We start from the raw sequence: 14,432 nt of genomic DNA, 5'->3' as shown, positions 1-14,432 counted from the left end.
TTCCATTGAAAGGTCTGACATAACGAGTTTTGATTGCTGCGTCGACATTTGACAAGTTCGGGCTTCACACGAGCCATTTTACGCTGACATCCTGCAATAACTGCATATGATGATGCGTTTATTTCATGACCTGGCTATTAGGCCAAGCTAGCCGTTGCTTCCACGTTTATGCAATGCTGAGATATCAAACCAGTGGAGGGGTTCGATAAAATGAAAAAAATCATAACAATAATGGGTATCGCAGGCGCTATTCTAGCTACTGGATTTTCTGCTTACGCAGGAGAGACGCTGGACCGCGTCATGGAAAAGAAGGCTATGGTTGTTGCAACCAATGCGGGTTGGCCGCCACAGAGCTTTCTTGATGACTCCAACAAGCTTGTGGGCTTCGACGTAGACGTAGCCAATGAGATCGGCAAACGCCTTGGTGTCAGCGTCACTTTCGAAACACCCGATTGGGCAACACTAACTGGCGGGCGCTGGCAGGGTCGCTATGACGTGGGCGTTGGTTCAGTCACACCGACCAAGGCACGCGCCAATGTCATCGATTTTGCCGGTGTCTATTATTACAGCCCCTATGTCTATGTTGTACACAAGGATAGCGAGGCGAAATCCGTTGCTGATCTTAAGGGCAAAGTCATTGGCGTAGAAACCGCAACCACCTCGGAAGATTTTGCTCGCCGCCAGTTGGAAATTGACGCTCCGGGGCTTCCCCCTATCGAATATAAGCTTGAGCCAGGCGAAATTCGTACCTTCGCGGATTCCATGCTGCCATTCGATGATCTTAGACTAGGTGACGGCGTTCGCATTGATGCGATCATCGCGCCGGAACAAACGGCGCAGAACGCGATCAAGAATGGTTACCCGGTGAAGATCCTCGAGGGCGAATATGCATTCCGCGAGCCTCTCGTGGTCATTGCAGAGAAGAACGATCCGGAATGGACAGCCAAGATTGGGGAAATCATCAAGCAGATGAAATCTGACGGCACTTTGGCGACGCTCACTGCAAAGTGGTACGGCAAAGATTACAGCGCCGACTGACATTACCCTTAAATCATTTTCGGAATGAGCCATCGCCACGGTGGCTCAACCGTTATGTTATTCCGGTGTTCCGATGACTTACCCGACCACATATTACAGTCAAACAGCGGCGGACGCGGTGGCGCGGCCGACACTTGAACAGGAGATCACGGCAGATGTGGCCGTGATCGGCGGAGGGTTGGCCGGTCTGTCGGCCGCTCTGCAGATGTCACGTGCAGGCAAGCAAGTTGTTGTCCTGGAAGCCGAAAGCATCGGATTTGGGGCCTCGGGGCGCAATGGCGGGTTCGTGAGCCCAGGCTTTTCGTCAGGCGGCGATGAAATTGGCACCAAAGTGGGCAAATCTGTTGCTGAATCCCTTCACCGGTTGTCGATTGAGGGCGTCGAATTTGTTCGACAAAATATCGACACGATGAAGATCGTAGAAGCACAGTCCGTTCCCGGTATTTTGCACGTGCGCCGATATGACGACGGTGACAATCTAAGACATTACGCCGACGCGCTTCAGCGCGATTATGGCTACGAGATTGACTTTTATTCAACCACGGAAACACGTAGGATTCTGAATTCGCGGCGCTATTTCCAATCGGTTTACGACCCTAACGCGTTCCATATCCATCCATTGAATTACCTCCGAGCCCTCGGGCGCGAGATTGAACGACTTGGAGGACGGATATTTGAGCATAGCCGTGTGATGCAGTTGCTCGACGAAAAGGATGGCAAGCTTGTCAAAACGAACCGTGGACACATCAAGGCGGCCTCAGTTCTGATCACCACGGGTGGTTACACTGACGGTCTGGTGGGACAGATCCGGCGAGCTTATCTGCCAATTTCGACCTATGTGATGGTGAGTGAAAAGGCCCCCGAACTGATATCATCGGCAATCCACACTATGGCTGCGATTGGTGATAACCGTCGGGCCGGAGACTATTACCGCGTGATAGACGGGGGTCAGAGGCTTTTGTGGGGTGGACGTATCACTACAAGAGCGGCCGACACTCCCGGCGTGGTCCGCGAGTTGCGCCGCGAAATGGTCGGCACCTATCCCCAACTTGCTTCTCTCAAGACTGAGCTGGCTTGGTCTGGTTTAATGTCCTACGCGAGGCATAAGATGCCACAGATCGGCCAACTTGACCGCAACACGTGGTACTGCACGGCTTTCGGCGGTCATGGGCTCAACACGACTGCAATTGGCGGCAAGGTGGTGGCAGAAGCCATCTGCGGACAGAGCGACCGCTACAAACTCTTCGAAAAATTCGGACTTGTCTGGGCTGGAGGACACGCCGGCCTTGCAGCCGCACAGATTACCTATTGGAAATTGCAGATGCAGGATTGGCTTGCTGAGCGAAAGGCGAGCTAGCAGAGGAGAGAACATGCTCGGGAGGTTTTTTCTGACGCGGCCAGAAGCCGCCAAGCGTACTGTTCAGATAGCTTTTTTTGTTATCCTGACAGCACTCTTTTGTTTCATGAACATTCGGTTCTCAGGGATAACAAACTGGCTTGGTATAGACCCGAAGGTCGCGAAGGCAGGCTTCACCAAGTCGACCCTCATCTCCTCGGTATTGCTAAGCGTTATTATCTTTGCCAATTGGAGGTTTCTTAAGCTTTTCCCGCGTTGGGCGCAGATCTGTGGAATATGGCTGGAACTATTCCTTCTGTTGATGATCTTCTTCTACTCGTTCAATCTGTCCTTTGAATTCATTGCCCGGAAAATCGGATTTTTGATCAGTCAGGGCGTCGTCACAACGCTCTATATTTCTGCGGCATCCATTTTTTTCGCGACCATCCTTGCATTGGTTGGTGCTGTGGCCAAACTTTCTAAGAACGGCCTCGTCTACGGGCTGGCAACGTTCTACACTTCGCTCTTCCGTGGCCTGCCATTGTTAATGCAGATCTATATCATTTACCTCGGGCTCCCGCAGGTGGGGTACGTCATCGGACCAATTCCCGCAGGTATTCTGGCGTTGTCATTATGCTACGGCGCTTATATGACTGAGATCTTCCGGGCAGGCATCGAAAGCATTCCACGTGGACAACAGGAAGGTGCATTCGCGCTTGGCCTTGGCTCTTCGCAGACCATGTGGCTGGTCATTCTCCCGCAGGCGATGCGCATCATAATTCCGCCGACCGGCAACCAATTTATCGCGATGCTCAAGGACTCATCACTCGTCTCAGTCATTGGTGTATGGGAACTTATGTATCTCGCTCGTACCCAGGGACAAACTGAATTCCGACATATCGAAATGCTGATCACCGCCTCGATGATATATTGGGCCCTGTCCATTGTTCTCGAATATGGTCAAGCCAAACTTGAAACCCGCTTCAAACGTTCCCTCGCGCGCTGAGCGCGGCGGGCGTTCACGTCTGATTGTGTCAGCCAGCAAGAAGGGAGATGTGAGCGCTCTCCAGAGCCTTTGCTTCGCAATAGGTGCGAGGGAAAGCCATTTGCAATCCGTTAGTCGACTTAATCGATACCATGACCAAACTCCTGCACTTCTGTTAGGCATACCTGCGGCCCCAAGATTAGTGCCGGCTCACGGTACTTATCGCCGCCCGTTACACAACGGTCTTATGACGATTTTTGTATGGATTAGGATTTCAAATCCCGCAGTGCAGTATATTGCTGCAGCATAAACGATCGTCATTATGCTAACCGAAAAATAAATTGGTTTTCATTGGTCTGATTTCAGATTGGGTAGGGAAACTCTATTTAATCTAACAACCGCGGCAAACAAGTTGGACTAAGCTTCTTTAACGCCTCGGTCAGCAACATCACTTTCGGCAAACTTTCTTTGTTTTTCTGCCAAATCAGACGGAACGGCAAGCCGGTTGCAGTGTGTTCGGGAAGAACGTGAACTAGACTGCCGCTCAGAAGTTCATTCTGCACGAGCCAAGTCGGCAACTGAGCGATCCCGCATCCCGCAACGACAGCGGCTACTTTGCTTGCCGCGTCACCAAGTGCAATCCTTCCATCTACCACCCGTCGCACACTTGGCGCACATGGAGTATCCTGAAACAACCAAAATGATGGAGTACCATCGTTTTTTTTGTAAATCACCTTGTCATGAGCTTCGAGTTCAGCCACCGTATTTACAGATCCTGCTCGGGATAAATAACTGGGCGAAGCACAGAAAATTGCCGTTTCGGAACCGAGATGATAATGGCCGATCGTGGGAGGCCAGACATCGGGACCGCCGATCCGGACGACAATATCGACTTCATCCTCGATGAGATCGACGAAGTGATCCGAGAACGAAACATGTGGACGCAGACCTGGGTACGCAGCGGCAAACTCGAGCAATATCGGCATAACATGTAAACGGCCGTAGGAAGCTGGAACGTCAACTCTTAAGCGCCCAACAGGTTCTGACCCTTCAGCTGCTATTGTTACTTCTGCAGATTCGAGGTCCGCGAGAATTCTTGAGCAAGTGCGGTAGTAAGCGGCACCAGCGTCCGTAAGAGACAAAGTGCGCGTCGTGCGGGTGAACAGACGAACGCCAAGGCGCAGTTCAAGCCGAGCGATCGCTTTGCCTACCGCTGAATTGGTAATTTTCAACCGAGCAGCAGCAGCTGTAAAACTACCGCAGTCGGCAGCGGTGACAAAGGCGTCGATGCCTTTAAGCCTCTCCGGCGATGTCATTGCTCTTCTTTCATTATGGAATAAAATTCCATAGTAATAGGAATTCTTCGTCAGAGACAAGTATCATTTTCTACAATAGGTTACACGCATCTTTGTGGCTTATGAACGAGTAAAGCAATGGTGTCCTTTGATCGCCCTAAAATTCTAATCACAGGCGCTACCGGCCAAGTCGGCAGCAGAGTGCTCCACCTCAGCCTCTCCAACCCTGAGATTGATTGGGTGGCTGCCACGCGGTCACCCGTAAAAGCAGCCGCCTTGAATGAAAAGGGCATTGCAACAGTGATGCTCGACCTTGATGACGAAAGTACGCATCGGGCGGCACTAGAAGGTATCGATCGAATTTTCCTGGTGACCGGCTACACAGTCGACATGCTACGACAAAGCAAGGCTCTACTGGATAATGCAAAGAAAGGGGGTGTAAAGCATATCGTCCATCTCGGTGCCTGTGGCCGTGATGATACCACGGTCGCGCATTGGGCATGGCATCAGTTAGTGGAGCGCTATATTGAGTGGTGCGGCTTTTCCTTCACCCACTTGCGCCCAGAAGCCTTTATGCAAAATCTTTTGGGCTATGGTGGCAAAAAATCCGTAGAGGATGGGGTTGTTCAGGCTTTCGTTGGCCCCGCGCGAATAAGCTGGGTTGATATAGGCGATATTGCCGAGGTAGCGATAGAAACACTCTCGCGCCCTGATCTTCATGCTGGGCAGACTTATCGCCTTGGTTATGACGCCCTAACCTACGAGGAACTCGCCGCTCTTATGACGAGTATTATCGGCCAGCCGTTCCGTTATGAAGCCCGTCCGCCTGAACTTTTTTTGCAGGATATGATTAGTTCAGGCGCGGAAATGGCTTATATGGGCTGCGTTTACGACCACTATAAGCGCTATGCGGCGGGTACCATACCTGGCGCTGACGATACTTTCGATAATTTCCTCGCCATTACGGGCCGTCAGCCGACCCGATGGGTTGATTTTATCGCCAGGCATAAGGCCGACTTAGCCTATTAGTCTCAATAGATTAGCGACACCGATTACCACTGTGTGATCTGAACTGATCGAGCATCTGTTCATAAATTCTAATATTGCATAAGGGGCATTGCTCTCCTTCGCCCCTCTGCACACTACGAACTTTTTTGCCGACGATCGGCGCTACTGAAAGCTCTTTTGCAAGCGGCTGGTCAGTTGCAATTGACTGCTTCCCAGCAAATTGCGCATGCGTCAGCTCATTTCCGATCCCGGCGGCATTTGCCACAAAGCGTAGTTGACGAAAACCGCGCATTTGTGCCCCTTTTAACTAATGGACGAAACATTTTTTATAACACCGTGCTAAACAACCCTTTTAACAGGGAATTGCTGCATCGGCTCGCCAGCATGAAGCTGGGACAATGCTATCTGACGGCCGGTTGCCTCTTCCAAATTGTATGGAACGTTCCATCAGGCCGCGACCCAAATGGGAAATCAAAGATTACGACGTATTTTACTACGACGGTGAAGACCTAACTTGGGAAGCTGAAGATCGCGTCTATCGAAGCGTGTCGGACACGCTAGCTGACCTGCCAATTCGCGCGATTCATCTTAGCAGGCCTACTCCTTACGCTCTGTTGCCTTTTCCCAAATATACGCAAAATATGTCATGAACGAATTTCCATGCGGTTGAGCGGCAACTCACACAGCGACAAACTTGCCGCCCAAGCCAGTCATGCGATTTTAAAACTCACTTATCGAAACAAGACCGTTTAGCCCATTGACAGTTTTGTTATATCCATTATTCTGGATATATGGAAAACGAAATTGCGATCATGGCATTTGCTGCCCTTGCCCAACCAACAAGATTGGACACATTTCGCCTATTGGTGAAACACGAACCTACGGGTGTTCCTGCCGGTGAGCTGGCGCGCATGCTTGATGTTCCGCAGAATACGATGTCTGCACATCTGGCAACATTATCGCGCGCAGGACTTGTAAAAGGGGAGCGTCAGAGCCGTTTGATCATTTATCGCGCCGATCTCGACCGGTTTCGAGAACTGGCCCTTTTCATGATCAAGGATTGTTGCGGAGGCAATGCGGAACTCTGCGGGCCTCTCATTCAGAGTCTGATACCTTGTTGCGAACCGAAAACGACCACTGAATAACGCAGGGTCGATGAATTCGGCCTTTCACCAAATGGACTGATACAATGATAGCTAGGATTTATAACGTGCTCTGCTTGAGCACGGACAACGTCGTGCGTTCAATTTTGGGCAAGGCAATTTGGCATGTGGAGCAGGATTGATGTCCAAATTCGAACGATATTTGACTGTCTGGGTGGCTCTGTGCATCGTCGCAGGCGTAGCTTTGGGCCACTTCTTTCCAACAGTATTCCATGCAATCGGAGCTGCTGAAGTCGCCAGAGTCAACATTCCGGTCGCCATTCTTATCTGGCTCATGATAATCCCCATGTTGCTGAAGATCGATTTCAGCGCATTGAGACAGGTCGCTGAGCACTGGCGTGGCATCGGCGTCACACTCTTTATCAATTGGGCCGTCAAACCATTCTCTATGGCGCTTCTTGGCTGGTTGTTCATTGGCTGGCTGTTTCGCCCTTATCTGCCTGCAGACCAGATAGATTCCTACATTGCAGGGCTGATTATTTTGGCGGCTGCCCCTTGCACGGCAATGGTATTCGTCTGGTCCAACCTGACCAAGGGCGAGCCGCATTTCACGCTGTCACAGGTCGCACTGAACGATGCGATCATGGTTGTGGCCTTTGCCCCTATCGTCGGGCTACTGCTCGGACTGTCGGCAATTACTGTCCCGTGGGATACACTCGTTTTGTCGGTTGTCCTCTATATCGCCATTCCGGTGATTATCGCGCAAATCCTGCGCAAAAGCATTCTCGCCAGTGGTGGAGAACGAGCGTTCGATGCAATGCTCAAGACACTACAGCCCCTGTCCCTGGTAGCGCTTTTGGCGACACTCGTTTTGCTATTCGGGTTTCAAGGAGAGCAGATCATCGCACAACCCATGATCATTGCGGTGCTGGCCGTTCCGATCCTCATTCAGGTCTATTTCAACTCTGGTCTCGCTTATCTGTTGAATCGCATTTCAGGCGAGCAACATTGCATTGCTGGTCCCTCGGCATTGATTGGCGCCTCAAACTTCTTTGAACTGGCGGTAGCAGCCGCAATCAGCCTGTTTGGCTTCTCATCTGGAGCAGCACTTGCAACGGTGGTTGGCGTTCTTGTTGAAGTGCCTGTCATGCTCTCGGTCGTCTGGATCGTGAACCGCTCAAAGGACTGGTACGAACGCGGTGCAAATCAAAAGCCAGTCAATGAAGCCGGAAAACTCTGATGTCAGTTACGATCTATCACAATCCGAATTGTGGGACATCTCGCAACACATTGGCCTTGATCCGTGCCAGCGGCGAACAGCCTGTCGTCATTGAATATGTGAAGAATCCGCCTTCGCGAGAACGTCTGGTCGAACTGCTCACTGCAATGCAGATGACACCTCGCCAACTCCTTCGCGAGAAAGGCACACCCTATGCTGAACTGGGATTGTCTGATCCCAAATGGACCGATGATGAACTGTTCGACTTCATGATGGCGCATCCTATCCTGATCAATCGTCCAATCGTGGAAACGCCTCTTGGCACCAGACTGTGCCGTCCGTCAGAACTGGTTCTCGACATTCTGGAAAATCCGGTGTCGTCATTCACCAAAGAGGACGGAGAAGTCATCACCCATGAAAGAAAGTCCCGCTGACATGGACCTGCCGAACCTCGATCAGAATTCCTTCGCATTGCCCAACCTGGATGCACTACGCGCCGACTCTCCAAAGCATAAGCCTCGTATCCTCTTGCTCTATGGCTCACTTCGTGATCGCTCTTACAGTCGGTTTTTGACGCTGGAAGCGCAGGGACTTCTCGATGCGATGGGTGCTGAAACGCGTATCTTTCATGCCAATGGTCTTCCTTTGCCAGACGACGGTTCCGCAGAGCATCCAAAGGTTCAGGAATTGCGTGAGGCAATGCTGTGGTCAGAAGGACAAGTCTGGACTAGTCCAGAACGTCACGGAGCCATGAGCGCCGTCATGAAATCGCAGATCGACTGGATACCTTTGCCCGGTGGAGCAATTCGTCCGACCCAGGGCCGAACTCTGGCATTGATGCAGGTTTCAGGCGGGTCGCAGAGCTTCAACGCCGTCAATCAGATGCGTGTTCTGGGGCGCTGGATGCGAATGATCACCATTCCAAACCAGTCATCCGTCGCCAAGGCATGGCAGGAATTTGACGACGCTGGACGGATGAAATCATCATCCTTCTATGATCGCGTAGTCGATGTGATGGAAGAGCTGATGAAGTTCACACTTCTGACGCGTGGCATCTCGGATCATCTCACAGACCGTTATAGCGAGCGCAAGGAAGAAGCAGCCAAACTCGAAAAGCGCGTATCGTTGAAATCGATATGAGCAACGAATTACCCGCATGACGAAACCACAACCCGATCGGAGAACTGCGATGGAAAACAGACTTTAAACAGTCTGGCAGATCCGTGAAATGGAACTTCTGCCGACAGCGAAGCGCTGATGCCTATTACGCTTCAATGCGCGAGGGCATGTCATTTGAGACAAGTGAGGCAACCCGGCTAACAAGGATTACCAGATACGCATTCATATTCATCGCCCCGACGCTGTGAGCAGCACCCTGAAGAACTATTGTAGAAGTTCTCAACTAGCACGACGGCGCCTGACACCTCGTTGTAGAGAATGCCAGGGCCTGATTGACGAGCAGATTATTTGTCGAGATCAACACCGTCGAAACGGTGTGCGTCAGAAGGCTCAATGAGATAGCCCTCAACGTTTGAAGCCGTAACGACCGTAATGAGACCATTGGCCAGCGGTATCCAAGGTGCGTCATCCGCTGCAATCTGCTGAGCTTGCTGATAGAGTTCGGCCCTCCTCCCTTCAACAGTGGTATTGCGTGCTTCGCTAATCACTGCATCAAAGGCCTGGTTACACCATACAGCTTTATTGTTACCCCCTACCGATTTACAGCTCAGCAACGGCGTCAAAAAGCTGTCGGGATCGCCATTGTCTGCAGTCCAGCCCGCCAGAACCGCACCCTGATGCGAGGGGTCGTTGGAACGCTTTAGATACTCGCCCCATTCATAGGTGATGATTTCCGGCTTCAGACCGGCTGCCGCTAGATCCGCCTGCAGTAGTTCGGCGGCGCGCTTCCCATTGGGATTATACGGGCGCGAGACAGGCATAGCCCACAGTGTTATCTTCTGCCCCTCCAGTCCGAGCTCCTTGATCTTCTGACGTGCAGCATCCGGGTCATAACTGATAGTTCTCAGATTCTTGTTGAATCCGAACATATCCGGTGGAAGGACACTGTCTGCAATAATTCCACTACCCTGATAGACAGCGTCCAGAATTGCCTTTTTATTGACTGCCTGCGTAACTGCGTTTCTGACCTCTGGTCGGTCAAATGGCTTTTCTGTGGTGTTGAACGCCAGATACCCCACATTCAGCCCTGGTCGTTGAATAACTTTGAGGCTTTTGTCGTCTTTGAGAACCGGAATATCTGCCGGCGCGGGATAAACGGCGACCTGGCATTCTCCGGCTTTAAGTTTCTGGATACGGATCGCCGGATCAGTTGTGATGGCAAAAATAAGCGTGTCGAGAGGCTGCCTGCCGCCCCAGTATTCGCTGAAAGCTTCGTAGCGAATTACAGCGTCGGTCTGATAGGCGATGAAACGAAACGGTCCGGTGCCGATTGGCTTTTGGTTAAGATCGCTAAGACGTCCTGAGGCTGCGAGCTGATCGGCGTATTCTTTTGAAAGGATGGATGCAAAATCAAGGCCAAGCAGACCGAGGAAGGGAGCGGTTGGCTCTTTGAGGACAAACCGCACCGTAAGATCATCGACCTTCTCCAGCTTTTCTACAAGCTGAGGAATGCCCACATCATTGTAGTACGACCACACGGCATCTTCTGCAGAAGCCGTATAAGCCGCATCACCCGACTGCCTTAGAAAGCTGAAGACAACATCATCTGCATTGAGAGGACGCGACGGAGTGAAAATGTCATTGCTCTGGAATTTTACGCCTTCACGTAAATGAAAAGTATAGGTCTTGCCGTCTTCTGAGATTTCCCAACGTTCCGCAAGAGCTGGCACGATTTCCGTGGAGCCGCGTTTATATTCGATAAGCCGATTGTAGATGGTTTTCGACGATGCATCGAAAGTCGATCCTGCAGTATAGCGTGCTGGATCGAAGCCTTCCGGACTTGCTTCTGAACAATAAACCAGCGTCTTGGCCTGTACCGCAGGTGCAAGGGAACTCAGCGCGCAAAAGGTGGCGGCCGCAAAAAGAAGGGGTTTCATGAATATTCCATCTGTCAAAGAAAAGGCGTCCCATAAGGGACTGGGTTTAACGAAGGCAGTCCGTCAAATATTGACTGAACACGTCGCGGCGCTGTTCTTCTCTAAGTAACGCTGTTGTTTTTCATCTGCGATCTCTAGACCTTTAAAGGGGATGATCTGGGTGGTCGCAGGCTTGAGGGAAGTGGCGTTGAAAACGTCGCGTAGTCGGCCTGCCTCGTTCGCCTGAGCGCTCGAATGCACAAAAATTGCGGAGCGAACACCTTCACCGGTTTCCTCACCCTGCCTGTCCAAGGAGATCGGGTCATGACTGTCCCAAAAGAAGCGGATCAGCGCATCGTAAGAAAGAACCTGCGGGTCGAAATCGATCTGTACCACTTCGATGCGAGCGGCAGTGGTTGATCCGTCTGTACCACTTGAATGGCCAACACGTGTATCGATTACCCCGTCGATTTCACGGAAGAATGCCTCCGCTCCCCAGAAGCAGCCGGCTCCAAATGTTGCCTGCTCCATAATTTCTCTCCTTAGATGTCGTGTGAGAATAGACGGCTTGGTTTTTCCAGGATCGTCACTCCGCAATTGGCGACGGGAACCGCGAGGTCCAAAGCACGCAGATGAGCTTTCTAAATCCTGCGGCTCTGTTCCGGTTTGAAAGGTCCAATCAAGACAGCATCCTGGTGGGTCGAAATCCCGTGAAAGTTGAGTCGACTACATTTTCACCCAAGCAGAACCTCGGGAGGAAGGGTTTTACTTCGGCGATATATTCTGGCTGCATTGTTCAAGAGTCCCGCTATGAGGTTAGACTATATATCAGGGCGCGTTATCGCGACGAGGTAGAAATGCGCTGTGAGCTGTTAACAACGGAGAATAGAATTCTCCCGAAGGTTCATGAAGGCTGCACACCTCATCCCAATGCACCGCGCTATTACAACCCCTCACAGTACCCCAATTTATGGGATGCAACTTCAACGCGTTCCCGCGCATTTCAATCAAGCTGAAGGGTTAGGAACGCAGCCTCTATCAATCTGAATAAACTCAACAATATTGGCTGTTTCCGAGTATTAAAGCGGGGCACGAATGCCTCTACATCAACTCAGCCCTTTTGACCCTCCTCCACAACCGGCCCCTTTCCCTGGCTAATTCCTGATTTTGATTTCTGAGGAATTATCAACATTCGGCTCGCATGCACCGTTGTCCAACAGAGGGCAGGAAAGAATAGGATTTCGGTGCTATCGATGTTGGACACTTCGCACAACCGCATCGAGAACGAGAGCGGTTGGAACTTACCCTCCGCCAGACACACCGCGTTTAGGTAAGGTGAAGGCGTGAGCGCCCCCTTCACCCTGTTTCAAGTGTCGATCTTTTGCTCACCGAAACAGATATCGAGCAATTGCGGCATGACGGAGTGTCCCAGGGACAGACACCCGAGATCGCCTGAACGTAACACTTACCACTATAAGACCTAGGTGGCTTCACCCAGACTTCACCCAAGAATCAACCTCCAATTATCGGTGGTTATAAATAACTGAAAAATATGTATTATTTCGAATGTGGATTTAAATAGGTGACAAAAACAATGTTAAAATATTGTATCACGTTGATTATTCTAGCTGCTGCAACTTCCGCTCATGCGGATGAGGGAGAAGGGTTCGGGAGCAGTGAGACGGAATGCAAAACCTTTGCGGAGAGTGTTTGCCGCACTTCCGCAGGCGTCGATCAGGAGTGTTTTACCCGTATCTACGATACTTGCCGTACACCAGTCGACAACGACTAGAAGGCAGGCTCTCGCCGCCAAGCATTTTTTGCACCGTTCACCACAACTCCCGCCGATTTTACTCCCGTTAACTAGAAGGCTTCATGAAGGCTCGACACTTCAGCTTGTTTTGCCATGCGATCGCGTGACCCCATAGGTTCTAACTCACCCGCTAATCTCCACCCAAAACCAGTGTTATGGCCGCAGGATTGCACTATGCTCGTGGTCACGCCGGACGCATCCGTGGTGACATTGAAATTCACCGCAGCAAAGTCAATACGCAAACACTTCGATCAAGACCGAAGCATTCCTTCGTAGAAGGCTGTAACAATGGCCAATGACCATTGGAGCAATCTTCATGACCTTTATGCGAACTGCCAAAGCGGCGCCATTTTTCGGTTGGCATGTCGTGGCCGGGACCTTCGTCCTGGCAATATTTGGCTGGGGGATTGGTTTTTATGGACCGCCTATCTACTTGCAGATGGTGGTGCAGCGAACCGGATGGTCTGTGGCGCTCGTTTCAACTGCCACAACGCTGCATTTCTTGGTCGGTGCGGTGGTCGTTGCAAATCTTCCTCGGCTCTATCGGCTGGCGGGAGTTCCTGCTCTAACAGTCGCAGGAGCCGTCCTTCTTGCCTCTGGCGTCGTAGGTTGGTCTATAGCCGATCAGCCTTGGCATCTGTTTTTCGCCGCTGTTTTGACCGGAACAGGCTGGGTTACGATGGGTGCAGCTGCGGTGAATGCCATTGTTACTCCCTGGTTTATCAAGAGCCGTCCCGCAGCACTTTCCATGGCCTATAATGGAGCGAGCGTGGGTGGCGTCATTTTCTCTCCTTTGTGGGTGATGCTGATTGCTTCGATCGGGTTCGAAATGGCTGCAATTATTGTCGGAATTTTTATGGTTACGACCGTGATTGTTCTGGCTATTGTGGTGTTTTCCAAATCTCCCGAGGCCTTGGGGCAATCTCCCGACGGAGGACAGTCGAGTCAAGCAGCACCACTGACGGCTTCGCAGTCCCCTATAACAATGTCAGGCAGCTCATTATGGCGCGACCGACGGTTCGTCACGCTCGCTATAGGTATGGCGGCCGGATTGTTCGCGCAGATTGGACTGCTGGCGCATCTGTTTTCAGTTATTGTTCCAGTTTTTGGATCCCGAAACGCAGGTTTACTCATGGGGGGCGCTACCGTTTCAGCGATCGTTGGGCGCACCAGCATCGGCTGGTTTATGCCTAGTTGGGCCGATCGACGTCTCATCGCTTCGGCAAGCTATGGAGTTCAGATCATAGGCTCGCTAATCCTCTTGGCGACGGGTGGCGATAATGAAGCTTTGATGATCGTCGGAGTTTTGCTGTTCGGGCTTGGCATCGGCAACGCGACGTCGCTGCCGCCGTTGATCGCCCAAGTCGAATTCAATAAAGCCGATGTCGCTAGGGTCGTGCCTCTAATTGTTGCGATTAGCCAAGCAATTTATGCTCTCGCGCCCGCACTTTTCGGAATTGCAAGAGCAATGTCTCCGCTCACCATTTTTGCACTCGCCGCGGCAATCCAGCTCCTTGCAGTAACCGCGTTCCTTTCCGGACGGCGGAAATGACCGCCTTCTGATTAGATGCCATCTTTGCAATCAAAAGCCTACAACGCT

13 protein-coding genes are annotated in these 14,432 nt (G+C 51.4%); 9 read left to right on the top strand and 4 right to left on the bottom strand.

Annotated elements, in window-relative coordinates; genetic code table 11:
• The first annotated feature begins 231 nt into the window (after positions 1-231).
• From KMS41_20660 to KMS41_20650, 3 genes are all read left to right on the top strand, one after another.
• Positions 232-1,038 (top strand): transporter substrate-binding domain-containing protein, encoded by an 807-nt coding sequence (locus KMS41_20660; protein QWK81138.1) that lies wholly within the window; start codon positions 232-234, stop codon positions 1,036-1,038.
• Positions 1,039-1,111: 73 nt separating this feature from the next.
• Positions 1,112-2,395 (top strand): FAD-binding oxidoreductase, encoded by a 1,284-nt coding sequence (locus KMS41_20655; GenBank protein QWK80978.1) that lies wholly within the window; start codon positions 1,112-1,114, stop codon positions 2,393-2,395.
• Between the two features lie 13 nt (positions 2,396-2,408).
• Positions 2,409-3,380 (top strand): amino acid ABC transporter permease, encoded by a 972-nt coding sequence (locus tag KMS41_20650; protein ID QWK80977.1) that lies wholly within the window; start codon positions 2,409-2,411, stop codon positions 3,378-3,380.
• Between the two features lie 365 nt (positions 3,381-3,745).
• Here KMS41_20650 and KMS41_20645 read toward each other — a convergent pair whose 3' ends face one another.
• Positions 3,746-4,735 carry a LysR family transcriptional regulator gene (locus tag KMS41_20645; protein QWK80976.1) on the bottom strand — a complete coding sequence of 330 codons (990 nt, stop codon included), beginning with the start codon at positions 4,733-4,735 and terminating at the stop codon, positions 3,746-3,748.
• Positions 4,736-4,792: 57 nt separating this feature from the next.
• Here KMS41_20645 and KMS41_20640 point away from each other — a divergent pair, with 57 nt between their 5' ends.
• Positions 4,793-5,683 carry an SDR family oxidoreductase gene (locus KMS41_20640; protein ID QWK80975.1) on the top strand — a complete coding sequence of 297 codons (891 nt, stop codon included), beginning with the start codon at positions 4,793-4,795 and terminating at the stop codon, positions 5,681-5,683.
• Between the two features lie 10 nt (positions 5,684-5,693).
• Here the strand turns inward: KMS41_20640 and KMS41_20635 are convergent, their stop codons facing one another.
• Entirely contained in the window at positions 5,694-5,954 is a 261-nt protein-coding gene (locus KMS41_20635) for a hypothetical protein (GenBank protein ID QWK80974.1), read from the bottom strand.
• A 499-nt stretch (positions 5,955-6,453) separates the two neighbouring features.
• On the opposite strand from KMS41_20635, the gene KMS41_20630 reads away from it, so the two are divergent.
• The 4 genes from KMS41_20630 to arsH all read left to right on the top strand — a co-directional run bounded on the left by KMS41_20630 (position 6,454) and on the right by arsH (position 9,124).
• Entirely contained in the window at positions 6,454-6,807 is a 354-nt protein-coding gene (locus tag KMS41_20630) for a metalloregulator ArsR/SmtB family transcription factor (protein QWK80973.1), read from the top strand.
• 139 nt (positions 6,808-6,946) lie between these two features.
• Entirely contained in the window at positions 6,947-8,005 is a 1,059-nt protein-coding gene (arsB, locus tag KMS41_20625; protein ID QWK80972.1) for an ACR3 family arsenite efflux transporter, read from the top strand.
• Positions 8,005-8,418: an arsenate reductase (glutaredoxin) gene (arsC, locus tag KMS41_20620; GenBank protein QWK80971.1), complete on the top strand. Its 414-nt coding sequence runs from the start codon at positions 8,005-8,007 to the stop codon at positions 8,416-8,418. The genes arsB and arsC overlap by 1 nt, the downstream gene beginning before the upstream one ends.
• Complete coding sequence (gene arsH / locus KMS41_20615; protein QWK80970.1) at positions 8,399-9,124, top strand: arsenical resistance protein ArsH; 726 nt, start codon at positions 8,399-8,401, stop codon at positions 9,122-9,124. The genes arsC and arsH overlap by 20 nt, the downstream gene beginning before the upstream one ends.
• Before the next feature lie 323 nt (positions 9,125-9,447).
• Here arsH and KMS41_20610 read toward each other — a convergent pair whose 3' ends face one another.
• Both KMS41_20610 and msrA read right to left on the bottom strand, forming a co-directional pair.
• Positions 9,448-11,040: an ABC transporter substrate-binding protein gene (locus KMS41_20610; protein ID QWK80969.1), complete on the bottom strand. Its 1,593-nt coding sequence runs from the start codon at positions 11,038-11,040 to the stop codon at positions 9,448-9,450.
• A 63-nt stretch (positions 11,041-11,103) separates the two neighbouring features.
• Positions 11,104-11,550 (bottom strand): peptide-methionine (S)-S-oxide reductase MsrA, encoded by a 447-nt coding sequence (gene msrA / locus KMS41_20605; protein QWK80968.1) that lies wholly within the window; start codon positions 11,548-11,550, stop codon positions 11,104-11,106.
• Positions 11,551-13,157: 1,607 nt separating this feature from the next.
• Between msrA and KMS41_20600 the strand changes: the two genes are divergently transcribed.
• Positions 13,158-14,384, top strand: a complete 1,227-nt coding sequence (locus KMS41_20600; protein QWK81137.1) for an MFS transporter — start codon at positions 13,158-13,160, stop codon at positions 14,382-14,384.
• Positions 14,385-14,432: the final 48 nt, after the last annotated feature.

Origin of the sequence: Ochrobactrum sp. BTU1 (genome assembly GCA_018798825.1) — a bacterium.
GTDB lineage: Bacteria > Pseudomonadota > Alphaproteobacteria > Rhizobiales > Rhizobiaceae > Brucella.
This window is presented reverse-complemented; position numbering and strand designations above follow the sequence as displayed.

Excerpts from the sequence above, each read along its gene's own strand:
- KMS41_20610 (QWK80969.1), bottom strand. The coding sequence starts at position 11,040 with ATGAAACCCCTTCTTTTTGCGGCCGCCACCTTTTGCGCGCTGAGTTCC.
- KMS41_20650 (QWK80977.1), top strand. The coding sequence starts at position 2,409 with ATGCTCGGGAGGTTTTTTCTGACGCGGCCAGAAGCCGCCAAGCGTACT.
- KMS41_20600 (QWK81137.1), top strand. The coding sequence starts at position 13,158 with ATGCGAACTGCCAAAGCGGCGCCATTTTTCGGTTGGCATGTCGTGGCC.
- KMS41_20660 (QWK81138.1), top strand. The coding sequence starts at position 232 with ATGGGTATCGCAGGCGCTATTCTAGCTACTGGATTTTCTGCTTACGCA.
- KMS41_20635 (QWK80974.1), bottom strand. The coding sequence starts at position 5,954 with ATGCGCGGTTTTCGTCAACTACGCTTTGTGGCAAATGCCGCCGGGATC.
- arsB (QWK80972.1), top strand. The coding sequence starts at position 6,947 with ATGTCCAAATTCGAACGATATTTGACTGTCTGGGTGGCTCTGTGCATC.
- arsH (QWK80970.1), top strand. The coding sequence starts at position 8,399 with ATGAAAGAAAGTCCCGCTGACATGGACCTGCCGAACCTCGATCAGAAT.
- arsC (QWK80971.1), top strand. The coding sequence starts at position 8,005 with ATGTCAGTTACGATCTATCACAATCCGAATTGTGGGACATCTCGCAAC.
- KMS41_20655 (QWK80978.1), top strand. The coding sequence starts at position 1,112 with ATGACTTACCCGACCACATATTACAGTCAAACAGCGGCGGACGCGGTG.
- KMS41_20640 (QWK80975.1), top strand. The coding sequence starts at position 4,793 with ATGGTGTCCTTTGATCGCCCTAAAATTCTAATCACAGGCGCTACCGGC.
- msrA (QWK80968.1), bottom strand. The coding sequence starts at position 11,550 with ATGGAGCAGGCAACATTTGGAGCCGGCTGCTTCTGGGGAGCGGAGGCA.
- KMS41_20630 (QWK80973.1), top strand. The coding sequence starts at position 6,454 with ATGGAAAACGAAATTGCGATCATGGCATTTGCTGCCCTTGCCCAACCA.